The sequence below is a fragment of the Pseudoalteromonas sp. MMG022 genome, from assembly GCF_021654245.1.
Classification (GTDB): Bacteria; Pseudomonadota; Gammaproteobacteria; order Enterobacterales; family Alteromonadaceae; genus Pseudoalteromonas; species Pseudoalteromonas amylolytica.
Window position 1 is genome coordinate 123,386 of sequence record NZ_JAKFZQ010000006.1, and the last position, 15,997, is coordinate 139,382.

The window sequence follows — 15,997 nt, forward strand, 5'->3', positions numbered from 1 at the left end:
CTAAAAAAGCCGCACCTAATGTGCGGCTTTTTAATTGTCAAGCTGTCATAAGCATACGTTGCGCGGCAAATAGCACTTTGTTATAACTAATTACTATATAGTTTTTTATTACGGTAACACCTGTGGGTGTTTTGTCGTTAGAATCTGTGGTGTTAATTTGAATAAAGGTATCGCTATGCGTCATGAAATATGGCAACAACTTCGCGCCGAAGCAAAAGAGCTTGTTAGCCACGAGCCATTGCTAGCCAGTCATGTATATTCAAGTATTTTGAATCATGAATGTCTGGGCGCAGCTCTGAGTTTTATCGTGGCTAATAAACTGGCCGATGCAGTGGTATCAGCGTTTACGATTCGTGAACTATTTGATCAGGCCTTTGTTGATTGTGACAATATGCTCACTCATGTTGCTCATGACATTAAAGCGGTTAAAGACAGAGACCCAGCAGCGGATAGTTATCTAACGGTAATGCTAAACCTTAAAGGTTTTCATTCTATACAGGCACATAGGTTGGCGCATTGTTTGTGGCGACAAAACCGTAAAGAGCTGGCACGATTCATCCAGAGTCGAACCTCAGAAGTGTTTGGTGTAGATATTCATCCCGCGTGTAAAGTCGGTCACGGTATCATGTTTGACCATGCAACCGGTATCGTGATTGGTGAAACAGCACTAATTGAAGATAATGTATCTATTTTACAATCGGTTACGCTTGGAGGGACGGGTAACGAGCAAGGTGACAGACACCCTAAGATCAGAGCCGGTGTACTCATTGGCGCGGGGGCTAAAGTACTGGGGAATATCGAAGTTGGTGAAGGTGCTCGAATAGGTGCAGGTTCAGTTGTACTAAACCCTGTTGCTCCGCATACGACCGTGGTTGGTGTCCCAGCTAAAACTGTTGGTAAACCTTGCAGCCCTTGCCCTGCAGAGAGTATGAATCAAAACTTCTTAGAAGACAGTGATGACCCAAAGAATGAATCGCAAACCAGTGCTATGATTTAGAGGCTGCTGTGAGAGGGTTTATAGGATTGATCTTATTACTGTTTGCTTTCGCAATGGGGATCATGGTGGAGCGGTTATGGCTGGCTGCACCACCTACAGTAATTGAGAATCAGGGAATTGCGACAACACATCTACAGATGCCAAAGGAGAGGCGGTACATGCCTATACCTTCACCCTCTGACAAACCCGAACCACAAATAGAATCAGCAAACAGCACTATAGAGCAATTACAAGCGCAAAATCGTCAACTCCAGCAGCAACTTTTAGTTGCTCAACAACAAACAAGCGCGCCAGCGATACAGTTGGCTAATGGTGATTTAAGCGCTGTGTTATCGCAACAATATCAGCAGGAAGCTCGTGATGGATTGTGGGCTGACGAGTTAGAGTTACTGATCAACGACTTTCTCTATCAAAGCGACTTAAGTCATCTCGTTTCGTTATACAGCTATGGCTGTAAAACCACCGTGTGCCAGGTGGAGCTAGTCCCCAGCGTTCCCGTTGATGAATTTGACGAAGCAAACTGGCGGGCAGTCAGTAAAAAGTTGTTTGAGCAAAGTTGGTTCAAACGTTTTACGATGAGCACATCTTCTAGTACCAGCGACCGTATGCAGATTTACTTAAGTACTCAACAAGTGGTCGATCAATAAGGTTTTATATTCACTATATGGGAGTGAACTTCCCCATCGTGCAATCGAGTCACCAGCGGTTGTTGAGTGTTAACTTGTGCCACAGACTTGATAACCGATTGCTGTTGGCTGGTAATACTATAGCCACGTGCTAGTACATTCAAAGGGCTCACGCTATCGAGCCTAGCGGCGTAAAGAGCCAGTTGATTCTGGCGTAGCTGTTGTTGCTTTTGCATTGCTTGGATAAGCGCATTTTTAAGCTGTTGCAACTGTTGCGTGCTGTCTTGTAAACGTCGTTTTGGGTGCTGGTGGCTTAAGCGCTGCTTTACCAAACCAAGGTGGCTACTACGCTGGCTCTGCATTTGTAAAAATGCACGGCTTAAACGGCTCGACAATTCATCGACTCTTTGTTGCTGCTGCAATAATTGATTTTCAGGATGCTGCAATTTGAGTCGTTGTTCGAGCGTTGCACAGTAATGTCTGGCATGTTTGATAGCTTGCTGTACTTGTATATGAAGTGCGCGTTTGTACTGCATAAGTTGTTGCTGTAAAGCCATTTGGTCTGGGCTCACCAGTTCGGCAGCAGCAGATGGTGTCGCAGCTCTTAAGTCAGCAACATAATCACTGATGGTAGTATCTATCTCATGACCCACGGCACTGATCACGGGTAATTGGCTCGCAAAAATAGCACGAGCCAGCGGCTCTTCGTTAAAGCACCACATGTCTTCGAGTGAGCCGCCTCCTCGACCAATGATAAGTACGTCAACCTCGGCACGTTGATTTGCTATCGTTAATTTTTCAATCAACTGGAGGTGTGCTTCTTTGCCCTGTACTTGAGCGGGGTAAATGATGACTTCCAGTTGCGGCGCTCGGCGTTTGAGTACGGTTAAGATATCTTTGATAGCGGCCCCTGTGGCGGAGGTGATCACGCCAACTTTATTTATTTGGCTTGGCATTGGCTTTTTATGAGCGCTACTAAACAAGCCTTCTGCGGCTAAACGCATTTTTAGTTCATCGAATTGTTGTTTTAGCAAGCCTTCACCCGCTGCTTCCATCTTTTCAACAATAAGCTGATAATCACCCCGAGGCTCATACACAGAGACTCGTGCTTGTACCTCTACTTGAGCGCCATTGGTTGGCTTGTATTGACAGTAACGGTTATTACCGCGCCACATGGCCGCTTTAATTTGCGCCTTGTCATCTTTCAAAGAAAAATACCAATGTCCGGAAGCTGGGGCCACAAAGTTAGAAATCTCTCCACTGAGACGAATCGAAGCAAAACCTTGCTCCAAAATGCTTCTAATTTCTCTGTTTAGACGAGAAACGGTGTAAGTTGATGAGGCACCAGAATGAAAGCCAGACAATGACATAGAACGCTCCATAAAAAATTCACGGCTACTTTATCATATTTTTTGCGAAATATTATTTACTCCACCCCTGAACGCTGATAAAATTTCGCCGCAATTCCTTATACTCAGTTCCACGTGAGAGAAACCGCAACCATGCTAAGAATTGCAAAAGAAGCCCTAACCTTTGATGATGTGCTATTAGTTCCCGCACATTCTACTGTTTTACCTCATACAGCAAATCTATCAACGCGATTGACGCGTGGTATTACACTAAACCTGCCGCTTGTTTCTGCATCTATGGATACAGTAACAGAAGCTCGCCTTGCTATTGCGCTTGCGCAAGAAGGCGGAATTGGTTTTATTCACAAGAACATGACCATTGAAGAGCAAGCGCGCAATGTACGCAAAGTAAAAGCGTATGAAGCGGGCATTGTATCTTTTCCGGTTACTGTTTCTGCTGATCTAACGATTGCGCAAGCAAATGCATTAGCAGAAGAAAAAGGTTTTTCTGGATTTCCTGTAACTGGCAAAGATAATCAGTTAGAGGGGATCGTTACTAGCCGTGACATGCGTTTTGAGACAAAGCTTGATCAGCCTGTTTCAACCGTTATGACTACCAAAGAAAACTTGGTGACGGTTAAAGAAGGTGCTTCTCGCGAAGAGATCTTAGGTCTAATGCATGAGCATCGTATTGAAAAAATCCTAGTGGTTGATGATGCGTTTAAGCTCAGAGGCATGATCACGGTAAAAGATTACCAAAAGGCGCAGGACAAGCCTAACGCTTGTAAAGATGAGCAAGGCCGCTTGCGCGTGGGTGCGGCTGTGGGTGTAGGTGCAGGCACTGACGAGCGTATTGCAGCTTTAGTTGAAGCGGGTGTTGATGTATTGCTAATTGATACTTCACACGGTCATTCTCAAGGTGTAATTGACCGAGTTAAAGCAACCCGTGAAGCTTACCCTGACCTACAAATTGTAGCGGGTAACGTGGCAACTGCGGATGGCGCTATTGCGCTTGCTGACGCTGGTGCTGATGCTGTGAAAGTGGGGATTGGCCCAGGTTCAATCTGTACAACACGTATCGTTACTGGTTGTGGTGTACCGCAGATCACTGCAATTTCAGATGCGGTTGAAGGCTTAAAAGGTCGTGACATTCCTGTGATTGCCGATGGTGGTATTCGTTTCTCAGGTGATATTGTAAAAGCCCTTGTTGCGGGTGCATCTTGCGTCATGGTGGGCTCAATGCTTGCGGGTACTGAAGAGTCTCCGGGTGAAGTTGAACTTTATCAAGGTCGCTATTACAAGTCATACCGTGGCATGGGATCGCTTGGTGCAATGAATCAAAAAGAAGGTTCATCAGACCGTTACTTCCAAAAATCAAACGAAGCAGACAAGTTGGTGCCAGAAGGCATTGAAGGACGAGTTGCTTATAAAGGTCCAATCGCGACGATCATCCATCAGCAGGTTGGCGGTATCCGCAGTGCGATGGGTCTAACGGGTTGTGCAACGATTGCAGAACTAAATACTAAACCGCAGTTTGTACGTGTCACATCTGCGGGTATGGGTGAGTCTCATGTACACGATGTACAGATCACCAAAGAAGCCCCTAACTACCGTCTGGGCTAACACTCAAAAGTGGGCTAGCGATTGCTAGCTCTTCTTAATTTTAAGTAAAGCTGCCTATATATGCTTTACTGAATTTAGTCGTTTACTAACTAACGAGATTATCAATGAGCAAAGACATCCACGATTCCCGCATTTTGATCTTAGACTTTGGTTCGCAATACACGCAGCTAATTGCACGTCGTATACGTGAAATTGGTGTGTACTGTGAACTATGGGCTTGGGACGTTACCGAAGAGCAAATCCGTGAGTTTAATCCTCAGGGCATTATTTTATCAGGCGGTCCTGAGTCAACGACGTTAGAGAACAGCCCTCGTGCACCAGAGTACGTATTTAACGCTGGTGTGCCTGTATTGGGTGTTTGCTACGGTATGCAGACCATGGCGATGCAGTTAGGCGGTAAAGTACACAGCTCAGACAAGAAAGAGTTTGGCTATGCCCGTGTTGAAAAGGTTGGTAATTGTAAGCTATTTGACCAAATCCAAGATCATATCGAAGATGGTTTGGACTACCTTGATGTGTGGATGAGCCACGGCGATAAAGTAATTGATATTCCAGATTCTTTCGTTACTACAGCAAAAACTGAGACCTGCCCGCATGCTGCGATGTCATGGGAAGAAAAGCGCTTTTATGGTGTGCAATTCCACCCAGAAGTAACCCACACTCAGCAGGGCCAACGCCTGTTAGAGCGTTTCGTGATTGATATCTGTGCATGTGAAAAATTATGGACGCCAGCGCAAATCATTGAAGACGCAGTTGAGCGTATCAAAGAGCAAGTAGGTGATGACGAAGTGATCCTAGGCTTGTCTGGCGGTGTAGACTCATCGGTAGTAGCCATGCTTATTCACCGCGCAATTGGCGACAAGCTTACTTGTGTATTTGTTGATAACGGCTTACTTCGTTTAAATGAAGGTGAGCAGGTTATGGACATGTTCGGTGACAAGTTTGGCCTGAACATCATTAAAGTTGATGCCGAAGAGAGATTCCTTAAAGCACTTGAGGGGATTGACGAGCCAGAAGCAAAACGTAAATCTATCGGACACACATTTATAGAAGTATTCGACGAGCAGGCCAGTAAGCTGAAAAATGCGAAATGGTTGGCACAGGGCACGATTTATCCTGACGTTATTGAATCTGCTGCATCGGCAACAGGTAAGGCACATGTGATTAAATCTCACCACAATGTGGGCGGTCTACCTGAAGATATGGAAATGGGTTTGGTAGAACCATTACGTGAGTTGTTCAAAGATGAAGTACGCAAGATTGGTCTAGAGCTAGGTCTACCTTATGATATGCTTTACCGTCACCCGTTCCCAGGTCCAGGTCTAGGTGTTCGCGTTCTCGGCGAGATCAAAAAAGAGTACTGTGATCTACTACGTCGAGCGGACGCTATCTTCATTGAAGAGTTACATAAAGCTGACCTTTACCACAAAGTTTCGCAAGCATTCACGGTATTCTTACCAGTTCGCTCTGTGGGCGTGATGGGGGACGCACGTAAATATGATTGGGTCGTATCACTGCGTTGTGTTGAAACTATCGACTTTATGACAGCACGCTGGTCACACTTACCTTATGAGTTCTTAGGTCAGGTGTCTAATCGTATCATCAATGAAATCGATGGCATTTCTCGTGTGGTATATGATATTTCAGGTAAACCACCCGCAACGATAGAGTGGGAATAATCATTTCAGCACTAACATAGGGTGTAAATCTAAGGGCGAGTTAAACGATATTCGCCCTTTTGTTTATTTTAGAAGCAGTTAAACGCTATTTTTATAATTTTTCTTTACCTTTGGAAAAACCTCTTTATAATGCGTCGACATTGCAGGGGCGTAGTTCCAATTGGTAGAACAGCGGTCTCCAAAACCGATGGTTGCGGGTTCGAGTCCTGCCGCCCCTGCCACTTCTTTTTAATTTTGCTTTATATTCTTCAAAGCAGTATATTCCCAAATTATTAATACTCAGTACAACAGGCAACTATGCACTCTTTGTATGCTGAAATCTTGGATATCACACCGCTTGTTTTAAATAATCGTTATTGTGTTAGCGATGCTAATCAGAACGAATGCGAAACGGTTGAACGATGCCATCTCAGTCCTCTACTGTGGGAAGATATTAAGCTCGCTACAGCACGCGAATTACATAATGTGTTCAAAGCACAGAGTATTGAGATCCAAGGTACTTCGTTGTATTTACCTGCAGAACAATTATCCAGTGCGCAAAAGCGTCAGTTATGGGCCTTACTTAGTGAATAAATTAGTACAGCGTAACGTATTAACCGACGTTGTGTTTGAACAGCTGATGAGCGTTGAAACCGCATGTCATGAATTTCCGTGGTCAGCAAATACCATGCAATCATGCCTAAGCGGCCGTTATTTTAATGGTGCAATATTCGAACAAGAGCAGCTAATTGGATTTTACATCGGTGAGGTCGCCGGGCCTGATCACACCTTAATGGACATTTGTGTAGCGCCAGCTTACCAACGTCAAGGTGTGGCCAAGACACTGTTAACAGATTTTATCACAGTCAGTGAAGAAGCCGGTGCTGAAAACTTGTTTTTAGAGGTACGCGCATCTAATCAAGGTGCGATTGCGTTGTATCAATGGGCTGGGTTTAGTGAAGTCGGTATACGTAAAAACTACTATCCAAGTGCCAATGGCAACGAAGATGCAATCCTAATGGCGATGACGCTTAACTTCGGCTCTCAGAGTAGTCTTTAGTTGACTCGCAGATCTGCTGCTTAAGCGTATAATTTATGGCCTCAGTTAATGACAGCATAGCATAGTGCCACTGATTCTCATCATTGGTGCGTAGCATCTGCTCTAGTTGGTCCGCAGCACTGTGAATATTCGTAAAGCCAAAGCAGCCTGCGCTACCTTTAAGGCTATGTGCTAAAGCTCTCAAAGATTCCCAGTCACCACGCTGATAATATTGTTTGAGCTGCGCAAGGTATTCAGGGAGCTTTTGGTTGTAGTTGTGCGCAATTTGTGCAAATTTCTCACTTTTGAGTAATGAGTCCCACTTTGACTCGCTAGCGGCTTGAAGCTGTAAGTGTTTCAGTAACACCTTTCCTAATTGCTCTCTATCGATTGGTTTGGCGAGCGTAGCATCACAACCAGCCTTTAAGTAAGATTCTATATCGTGCTTCATCACATTGGCCGTCAAAGCGATGATAGGGCCGTCATAAGCGGCATGGCGCAACATCTGAGTTGCTTCAAGCCCTCCCATTACAGGCATTTGCATGTCCATTAAAATGAGCTGATAGTCGTTAATCAGCGCTTTTTCTACGGCTTGTGCACCATTGTCTACAATGTCAGGGGTGATCCCCCAAGCATTCAGCAGCAGGGCGATCAGTTCTTGGTTATCAAGATTGTCTTCTGCCAATAAGATACGGGCGTTTACATGAATATCTGCAAACTCTTGGGTAATATTTTCCTTAGTCTGTTGTACTTCGAGGGTGTTTTGCATTTGTGGTGGAGTATCATCTTGATAGTTGCCCGCAATGGTGATGACAAACTGACTACCTACGCCTTGTTCGCTCTTAACCATTACATCGCCACCAAGCAGTTGTGCTAAATTTTTTGCGATGCATAGCCCCAAGCCCGTACCGCCAAAGCGGCGTGTAATGGTGCTATCTGCTTGCTCAAATGGCTTAAATACTCTACTTATTTCGCCTTGTGACATGCCAATACCAGTATCTTCAACAATAAACTTAAAGTGCTCAGTAGACACATCATAAGAAACGTCGATGGTGACTTTGCCGTATTCTGTAAATTTTACGGCATTACTACAAATATCAATTAAGATTTGCTTTACTCGAGTTGCGTCACTATACAACACTTTAGGGATAGGAAACTGGTAATTGATGGAAAAAGACAGCTGCTTTTGCTCACTCATCGGGATGATTATGTCAGCAACATCTTCCATCAATGGCTGAACTTCAACCTCGCTGCATTCAACGGCGAGCTTTTCCGCCTCTATTTTTGATAAATCTAGAATATTGTTAATTAATTCAAGCAAGTGCTTTGAGTTACGCAACATGGTTTCTAGGTGCTTTTGGTTGCATTGGGTATCACGGTTGTTGATTAGCTGCTCTGTAAAGCCAATAATGGCCGTCAGTGGGGTACGAATTTCGTGACTCATATTCGCTAAAAAGCGGCTTTTTAACTCGTTAGCTTGCTCAGCTTGCGTAAAAGCAGTTTCTAACTGTTGGTTCATACGTTCAAGGGCAAATGTGCGGTTATCAACCTTCTCTTCAAGGTGTAGTTTGTAGTCTTCAAGCTCTCCTTGAAAGTCTCTAATTTGTTTAACCATATGGTTAAAGTCTCTAAACAGCTTACCTACTTCATCTTTATTGTCATTTGGTAAGTATACGCTGAGATCACCATCCCCCACACGATGGCTAGCTTCACCCAACAGTTCAATTGGGTTGATCAGAAAGCGCCTTACGACAATCAGTACCAAAATAGGGAGCGCGATTATGGATAGCAAAACAATGAGTGCAGTGAGATTTTTAATTGCCTGCCCAGACTCGTACAGTACATGCTTAGGAATCGCAGATAAGTAGTAGTAATCATCACTCAATTGCACTGCATAGCTGATCATGTCTAGTTTATTAATACTCGGCAAATTGAGGTTCGTCAGCTCTTCTTGATCTGCGAGATTATGAACTTGATCTACCTCTTGTGATTGTAAAGTTTGTGCGTATAAAGCCGGTGCGGAACTGAATAGGATTTTACCTTCACCGGTGATTAGTAAGTTAAGAGCATTGTCGTACGGAGACTCTAAAATAGAATAATTGATGATTGAAGGGTCTACACGTACCACAACGTAGCCTGCCAAAGTAGCTTGATTAGCTGAGCTATTTACTGCAAAGACTTGCTGCACAAAGTATAAGTGTGTCATGCCATTATCGGTGGGGATCATAAAGTACTGCTGGCGCAAATTGCTTTTGCGTACCTGATTGAAAAAAGCGTACCCTTGTGGCGGTAGGTGCAAGTTATTGGCGAGATAAGCAGTGCTGCGACCTTGTTGATCGACCAGATTAATACTGAAAATATCAGGATATGCCTCAGTATAACTGGCGAATACGTTTTGTAGTGCTACACGGCGTTGCTCAGTAGTATCCGAATCAAGATGGCGTACACCGAGGTAATTGTTGAGCACAGGTGAAGTTGACAGCAATTTGGTTGTTGATTGATATATATCGATATAATTGAGAATTTTTTGCTGTTGTTGCTCAACAAAGCGGCTGACGGTAAGTTTGGCTTGCTTTTGTGTTGAGCTAGTCACATTCGACAATGTAAAACCACCAAGAAACAATGAGGGTAGCACCACTAAAGGGGTAATGTAGCGTAGCAGTTTTATGCTTAACTTACTTATTTTCATGGCGTTACGATAATTTCCCTATGAAAATCATATCGGTCTATTCGGGTTTAAGAATACGGTCAATTTAAAGCTTTTTTACGTTGTTACTGCTAAAAATATGTTTGTTTAAAGTAGCAGATGTATTGTCAACCTTAGGCTATCACTGTAGACCAAATTGTCAGGAACTGACAATACAATTGCAAAAATGCAAGAATTGAAAACAAGCACTTATGTTTAATACAAGCTTGTGTGTTGTTGTTGCTAACAAACCATGTGCAGTGCCTGTATTCAATTGATATGAGTGGGATTCAATAGAACGGTTTGAGCTGATGAAGGGGTGTTCTGGTAAAGAGAGTGTGTAAAGCGCAAATTCTCGCCCAATAACTTAATCTGGCGGCTTTTTTGCCCCGTCTAAAACAGGTATAATCGGCAAAATTTTAACTTGTTTCGCAAACAGAACTGCGAGCACACAGGGCTAAAGCTGCTTACATGTCAAATATCGTTAATGAAATACACAAGCGACGCACGTTCGCTATTATCTCGCACCCGGATGCGGGTAAAACCACCATCACCGAAAAAGTTTTATTGTTCGGAAAGGCGTTGCAAAAAGCAGGTACCGTAAAAGGGCGCGGGTCGAACCAACATGCTAAATCTGACTGGATGGAAATGGAAAAAGAGCGTGGTATCTCAGTAACGACCTCTGTGATGCAGTTTCCTTACAATGACGCTTTAGTTAACTTACTCGATACGCCAGGACACGAAGATTTCTCGGAAGACACATATCGTACACTTACGGCTGTTGACTCTTGTTTGATGGTGATTGATGCCGCAAAGGGTGTTGAGGATCGTACGCGTAAGCTAATGGAAGTCACCCGTCTGCGTGATACACCTATCGTTACCTTTATGAACAAGCTTGACCGCGATATTCGTGACCCAATGGAGCTGTTGGACGAAGTTGAAACAGAGTTAAACATCGCTTGTGCACCAGTATCATGGCCTATTGGGTGTGGTAAAGAGTTTAAAGGGGTATACCACATTCACCGCGATGAAACGATTTTGTATCAAACGGGTCAAGGCCACACGATTCAAGAAAAACGAATTGTTAAAGGCTTGGATAACCCAGAGCTTGATCAGGCTGTAGGCGCAGAGCTTGCGGAGCAACTGCGTGAAGAACTTGAGTTAGTGATTGGTGCGTCACATGAGTTTGATCAAGAGTTGTTTTTAAAAGGTGAGCTGACGCCAGTTTTCTTTGGTACAGCATTAGGTAACTTCGGTGTCGATCATATGTTAGATGGTCTGACCGAGTGGGCACCGGCACCGATGCCTCGCCAGACCGAAGAGCGTGAAGTAAAAGCTGAAGAAGAGAATTTCAGTGGGTTTGTATTCAAGATTCAGGCGAATATGGACCCTAAACACCGCGACCGTATCGCGTTTATGCGTATCGTATCGGGCAAATATAGCCAAGGTATGAAGATGAATCACGTGCGTATTGGTAAGCAAGTGAGTATTTCCGATGCGGTAACCTTTATGGCGGGCGACCGTGAACGTGCAAATGACGCGTTTGCGGGTGACATTATTGGCTTGCATAACCACGGCACCATTCAAATTGGTGATACGTTTACGCAAGGTGAGAAATTAAAATTCAGTGGTATTCCTAACTTTGCGCCTGAGTTATTCCGCCGTATTCGTTTAAAAGATCCACTCAAGCAAAAGCAGTTGTTAAAAGGCTTGGTACAACTTTCTGAAGAAGGTGCTGTGCAGGTATTTAGACCTTTAATTAATAACGACTTGATAGTTGGTGCTGTGGGTGTACTGCAGTTCGATGTGGTTGTCGCTCGTTTAAAAGCAGAATACAACGTTGATGCAATTTATGAGAGTGTCAATGTACAAACGGCTCGTTGGGTTAGCTGTTCAGATGAAAAGAAAATGGCGGAATTTAGACGTAAATGTGAGTCAAACTTGGCACTGGATGGGGGAGATAACCTGACATATATCGCGCCAAGCCGTGTAAATCTGAATTTATCTATGGAGCGCTACCCAGACGTTGAGTTCCATCATACTCGTGAACACTAAGCCGCATACAAAGGATAAAGCATGAACATTAAAACGATTCTAATTGAAAAAGCCAATGCGGCCATGGTGGCTGCGGGGATCCCTGAAGGAACTAACCCAGCAGTAACACAAAGTACGCGTGCGCAGTTTGGTGACTACCAAATTAATGGCGCGATGGGCGCGGCAAAAGCGCTGAAAACCAACCCAAGAGAGCTGGCACAAAAAATTATCGATAATCTAGATGTGAGTGATATTGCTGCACGAACAGAAATCGCAGGGCCTGGTTTTATCAATATTCATTTAAAACCAGAGTTTTTATCCGCCAGTTTAGCTGCGGCTAACAAAGACGCTAAACTTGGTGTGTCTGAGCATCAACCTGCTAAAAAGGTTGTGGTCGATTACTCATCACCAAACCTTGCGAAAGAAATGCACGTTGGTCACTTACGTTCGACCATCATTGGTGATTCAGTGGTGCGTGCACTTGAGTTTCGTGGTGACACCGTGATCCGCCAAAACCACATGGGGGATTGGGGAACACAATTTGGGATGTTGATAGCACACCTTGAAGATTTGTTAAATCAAGGTGTTGACCTTGAAAATGTCGCATTGGCTGACCTTGAAAGTTTCTACCGTGACGCCAAGAAACGCTTTGATGAAGAAGAAGGCTTCGCAGACAAAGCACGTGACTATGTTGTGAAGCTACAAAGTGGTGACGAGCACTGTAAAAAACTTTGGCAAATGTTTATCGATACCTCAGTGAAGCACTCTGAAGAAGTATACGAGAAGCTAAACGTGACGCTTACACGTGACGACATCATGGCTGAGAGTGCCTACAATGATCGCCTAGCTGGTGTGATTGACTTACTCAAGTCAAAAGGCATTGCAGTTGAAGACCAAGGCGCACAGGTGGTTTTCTTAGATGAACTGGCGAACAAAGACGGTGAACCTTCGGTCTTTATTGTACAGAAATCGGGTGGCGGCTTCTTGTATTCCACCACAGACTTAGCGGCATGTGACTATCGCTCGAACGAATTAGATGTTGATCGTATTCTAATTTTTGTGGATGCCCGCCAAGGCTTACACTTCAACCAAGTTGAGATCACGGCGCGTAAAGCGGGCCTGTTAAAAGACAAAACAACTTATGAGCCAAGCCTATTCGGTACGATGATGGGAGATGATGGTAAACCATTTAAAACCCGTACTGGTGGTACCGTTAAATTGGCAGACTTGTTAGAAGAAGCCGTTAGTCGTGCTACAGACAAGTTAGCGAACAGAGACTCTGGCTTATCGGATGAAGAACGCAAGGAAATCGCTCGAAAAGTAGGTATTGGCGCAGTTAAGTATGCAGATTTATCTAAGCACCGTACCAGTGATTATATCTTCAACTGGGATACCATGCTCAGTTTTGAAGGTGCAACAGCGCCTTACTTGCAATATGCCTATACGCGTGTACGTAGTATTTTCCGTAAAGCGGGTGTTGATAGCACGGCATTGAATGCGCCAATCAGTATTGTTGAGCCACAAGAAAAAACATTGGCGCTTAAATTGCTGCAGTTGGAAGAAGTACTTGATCTGATGATCAATGAAGCAACACCGCACGTATTGTGTGGCTACTTGTATGAGTTAGCAAGTTTGTATATGACTTTCTACGAGGCTTGTCCAATTCTAAAAGACGATGTGGCAGATGATGTGCGTGATAGCCGCTTAATGCTTTGTAACCTAGTTGCCAATACCTTGCGCACCGGCTTAGAACTGTTGGGTATTGAAGTGATGGAGCAAATGTAAATTCGCATTCGCTTAGTTACATAGCCTCGTAGAGGTGTTAATCTAAAAGCCGCATAGAACCTTGTTTATTGCGGCTTTTTTGTAAGGAAAAATCATGAAGCTTGAAGATATTCGTCGCGAATACACAAAAGGTGGGCTGCGCAGAGAAATGCTAGCGCAAACCCCTGTTTTGCAGTTTGAGCAATGGCTACAGCAAGCTGTTGAAGCAAAGTTTGCAGATCCAACAGCCATGGTGGTGGCAACGGTAGATGAGCATGGTCAACCGTCACAGCGCATCGTGTTATTAAAACACTTAGATGACAATGGCTTTGTGTTTTTTACCAACACAGGGTCGCGCAAAGCGCAAGAAATCAAGGGCAACAATAAGGTTTGTTTGCATTTCCCATGGCAAGAAATTGAACGACAAGTCATCGTATATGGACAAGCAAAGCCACTGTCGACTGCAGCGGTGGCCAAATATTTCTTATCACGTCCAGCCGAGAGTCAAATTGCTGCGTGGGCCTCACAGCAGTCTCGTCCGGTTTCCTCACGTAAAGCCTTAATGGAGACCTTTCATAGTATGAAAGCCAAGTTTTCCAAAGGAGAGATCCCTTTACCTGATTTCTGGGGCGGCTACTGTGTTGAGCCATCCAAGGTTGAGTTTTGGCAAGGTGGTGAGCATCGTTTACACGATCGCTTTATGTATATCAAGCAAAGCGATGGTAGTTGGGAAATCGACAGGCTCAACCCTTAAAAAAGTATAAGGCAGCCATGCGTGCTGCCATACAACCTTAGAGCATTTATACTTACCTTCATAATGTGCAGCTATTAAGGTGAACATGCACTTCATTGATACTCATTGTCACTTAGACTTTACCGAGTTTAAACTTGATCTCGAACAGCAGCTGGCGCACGCGCACGCGTTAGGGGTTGATTATTTTGTTGTGCCTGGCATTACAATAAAGCAAAGCGAATCATTACTGGCATTTTCTGAGCGTTATTCGCAATGCCGAGTTGCTGCGGGGCTGCATCCGTACTTTATTGACCAACACACGGATGAGGCGCTGCATCAGCTTATATTATTTGCCCAAAACAATAAGCATCACTTGGTGGCTATTGGGGAGTGCGGTATAGATGGCACATGCCCACAATTACCATGGCAACAAGCACTTTTTGCGGAGCAGATTAAACTCAGCAATATGCTGCAACTGCCTTTGATTGTGCACCATCGACAAAGTCATCACTTAATCGCACAAACTTTCAAGCAAACGCCGCCTAAGTTTGGCGGGGTGATCCATGCTTTTTCTGGGTCTTTACAACAAGCGCAGTATTACATCAAGCAAGGCTTCAAGCTTGGAGTAGGTGGCACCATAAGTTATGAGCGGGCAAGCAAGACCAGAAAAGTGTTTAGCCAAGTACCGTTAGAATGTTTGCTACTTGAAACCGATGCGCCATCCATGCCCTTGTCGGGGCATCAGGGCAAGGTTAATGAGCCTAGGCGTTTGTTAGATGTATTTGAGTATTTATGTCAATTGCGTAGCGAGCACCCCGAGCAAATAGCACGGCAACTTTACTTGTCATCTTGTACGCTTTTTCGGATCTGACGTTTTACTTCCCAGCCTTTTAATGCGCGACCAATTTGCCAAGTAAATACGCCTGTGATAAGTAACATGAGCAGCACCATACGGCCCAACTCATGGAAATGATAATGGCTTTGGCTCATCGCGGACTGAGTTAAGTACACCATGCTGACAAACCCAAGTGGTCTGCCATTGGCGGTGATCGGCTCAACCACCGAGGTTTTAAGTTTACTGATGCCTGGTAACTGTTGAGGTAAACCGTAGGTATTATCATGTTGTGTAAAGCCTTCACTCGCAACAATCAGCTCTCCCGTGTTGTTATAAATGGCGATACTGAGTACATTTTTGTCACTTTCCAGATGTTGGCTAAGCTGTTTTAACAAAGGTGCGTCTTCTTTGATAAGAGGTTGGGCGGCATTAAGTGCCAGTTGACGCGCTAGGCTGCGAGCATTCATATCAGCCTGTTTGTACAATAATTGATGTGATTGAAAGCTGGTATTAAAGGCAAGCCACGTTAGGGTAACAAAGCAAGCCGCCGCAACCATCAAACGTACTAATCGACGGCCTCGTGAAGACTTTAATAAATCAATTGCTTGTGTATTTTTCATATTACCTATGTTGGTTGCTGACAGTATCATTGA

13 protein-coding genes and 1 tRNA gene are annotated in these 15,997 nt (G+C 44.3%); 11 read left to right on the plus strand and 3 right to left on the minus strand.

What is annotated here, in order from left to right:
* The first annotated feature begins 175 nt into the window (after positions 1-175).
* Both cysE and L1070_RS07615 read left to right on the plus strand, forming a co-directional pair.
* Positions 176-997: a serine O-acetyltransferase gene (gene cysE, locus L1070_RS07610; protein ID WP_070985735.1), complete on the plus strand. Its 822-nt coding sequence runs from the start codon at positions 176-178 to the stop codon at positions 995-997.
* A 26-nt stretch (positions 998-1,023) separates the two neighbouring features.
* Positions 1,024-1,644 (plus strand): hypothetical protein, encoded by a 621-nt coding sequence (locus L1070_RS07615; protein WP_237125087.1) that lies wholly within the window; start codon positions 1,024-1,026, stop codon positions 1,642-1,644.
* Here L1070_RS07615 and xseA read toward each other — a convergent pair.
* Positions 1,638-2,993, minus strand: coding sequence for an exodeoxyribonuclease VII large subunit (gene xseA, locus L1070_RS07620; RefSeq protein WP_237125089.1), 1,356 nt, complete (start codon positions 2,991-2,993; stop codon positions 1,638-1,640). The genes L1070_RS07615 and xseA overlap by 7 nt on opposite strands.
* A gap of 132 nt (positions 2,994-3,125) precedes the next feature.
* On the opposite strand from xseA, the gene guaB reads away from it, so the two are divergent.
* From guaB to rimI, 5 genes are all read left to right on the plus strand, one after another.
* Positions 3,126-4,595 (plus strand): IMP dehydrogenase, encoded by a 1,470-nt coding sequence (gene guaB, locus L1070_RS07625; RefSeq protein ID WP_070985732.1) that lies wholly within the window; start codon positions 3,126-3,128, stop codon positions 4,593-4,595.
* A 104-nt stretch (positions 4,596-4,699) separates the two neighbouring features.
* On the plus strand, positions 4,700-6,274 hold the full coding sequence (guaA, locus tag L1070_RS07630) for a glutamine-hydrolyzing GMP synthase (protein ID WP_070985731.1): 1,575 nt from the start codon (positions 4,700-4,702) through the stop codon (positions 6,272-6,274).
* Between the two features lie 144 nt (positions 6,275-6,418).
* Positions 6,419-6,495, plus strand: a tRNA-Trp gene (locus L1070_RS07635).
* A gap of 76 nt (positions 6,496-6,571) precedes the next feature.
* Positions 6,572-6,847 carry a hypothetical protein gene (locus tag L1070_RS07640; protein ID WP_237125090.1) on the plus strand — a complete coding sequence of 92 codons (276 nt, stop codon included), beginning with the start codon at positions 6,572-6,574 and terminating at the stop codon, positions 6,845-6,847.
* 46 nt (positions 6,848-6,893) lie between these two features.
* Positions 6,894-7,313, plus strand: a complete 420-nt coding sequence (rimI, locus tag L1070_RS07645) for a ribosomal protein S18-alanine N-acetyltransferase (protein ID WP_237125167.1) — start codon at positions 6,894-6,896, stop codon at positions 7,311-7,313.
* On the opposite strand, the gene L1070_RS07650 is transcribed toward rimI, so the two are convergent.
* A complete protein-coding gene (locus tag L1070_RS07650; RefSeq protein ID WP_237125092.1) occupies positions 7,285-9,981 on the minus strand; it encodes a hybrid sensor histidine kinase/response regulator in 2,697 nt (898 codons plus the stop codon). The genes rimI and L1070_RS07650 overlap by 29 nt on opposite strands.
* Before the next feature lie 468 nt (positions 9,982-10,449).
* Here L1070_RS07650 and prfC point away from each other — a divergent pair, with 468 nt between their 5' ends.
* The 4 genes from prfC (at position 10,450) to L1070_RS07670 (ending at position 15,380) form a co-directional block, all read left to right on the plus strand.
* Complete coding sequence (gene prfC / locus L1070_RS07655; protein WP_070985728.1) at positions 10,450-12,033, plus strand: peptide chain release factor 3; 1,584 nt, start codon at positions 10,450-10,452, stop codon at positions 12,031-12,033.
* Between the two features lie 21 nt (positions 12,034-12,054).
* A complete protein-coding gene (gene argS, locus L1070_RS07660) occupies positions 12,055-13,797 on the plus strand; it encodes an arginine--tRNA ligase (protein ID WP_237125093.1) in 1,743 nt (580 codons plus the stop codon).
* A 91-nt stretch (positions 13,798-13,888) separates the two neighbouring features.
* The gene (gene pdxH / locus L1070_RS07665) at positions 13,889-14,530 is read left to right on the plus strand and encodes a pyridoxamine 5'-phosphate oxidase (RefSeq protein ID WP_170829141.1); all 642 of its coding nucleotides are present in this window, start codon (positions 13,889-13,891) and stop codon (positions 14,528-14,530) included.
* 85 nt (positions 14,531-14,615) lie between these two features.
* Positions 14,616-15,380 (plus strand): TatD family hydrolase, encoded by a 765-nt coding sequence (locus tag L1070_RS07670; RefSeq protein ID WP_070985725.1) that lies wholly within the window; start codon positions 14,616-14,618, stop codon positions 15,378-15,380.
* Here L1070_RS07670 and L1070_RS07675 read toward each other — a convergent pair.
* On the minus strand, positions 15,347-15,964 hold the full coding sequence (locus L1070_RS07675; protein WP_237125094.1) for an AhpA/YtjB family protein: 618 nt from the start codon (positions 15,962-15,964) through the stop codon (positions 15,347-15,349). The two genes, L1070_RS07670 and L1070_RS07675, sit on opposite strands and share 34 nt — an antisense overlap.
* Positions 15,965-15,997: the final 33 nt, after the last annotated feature.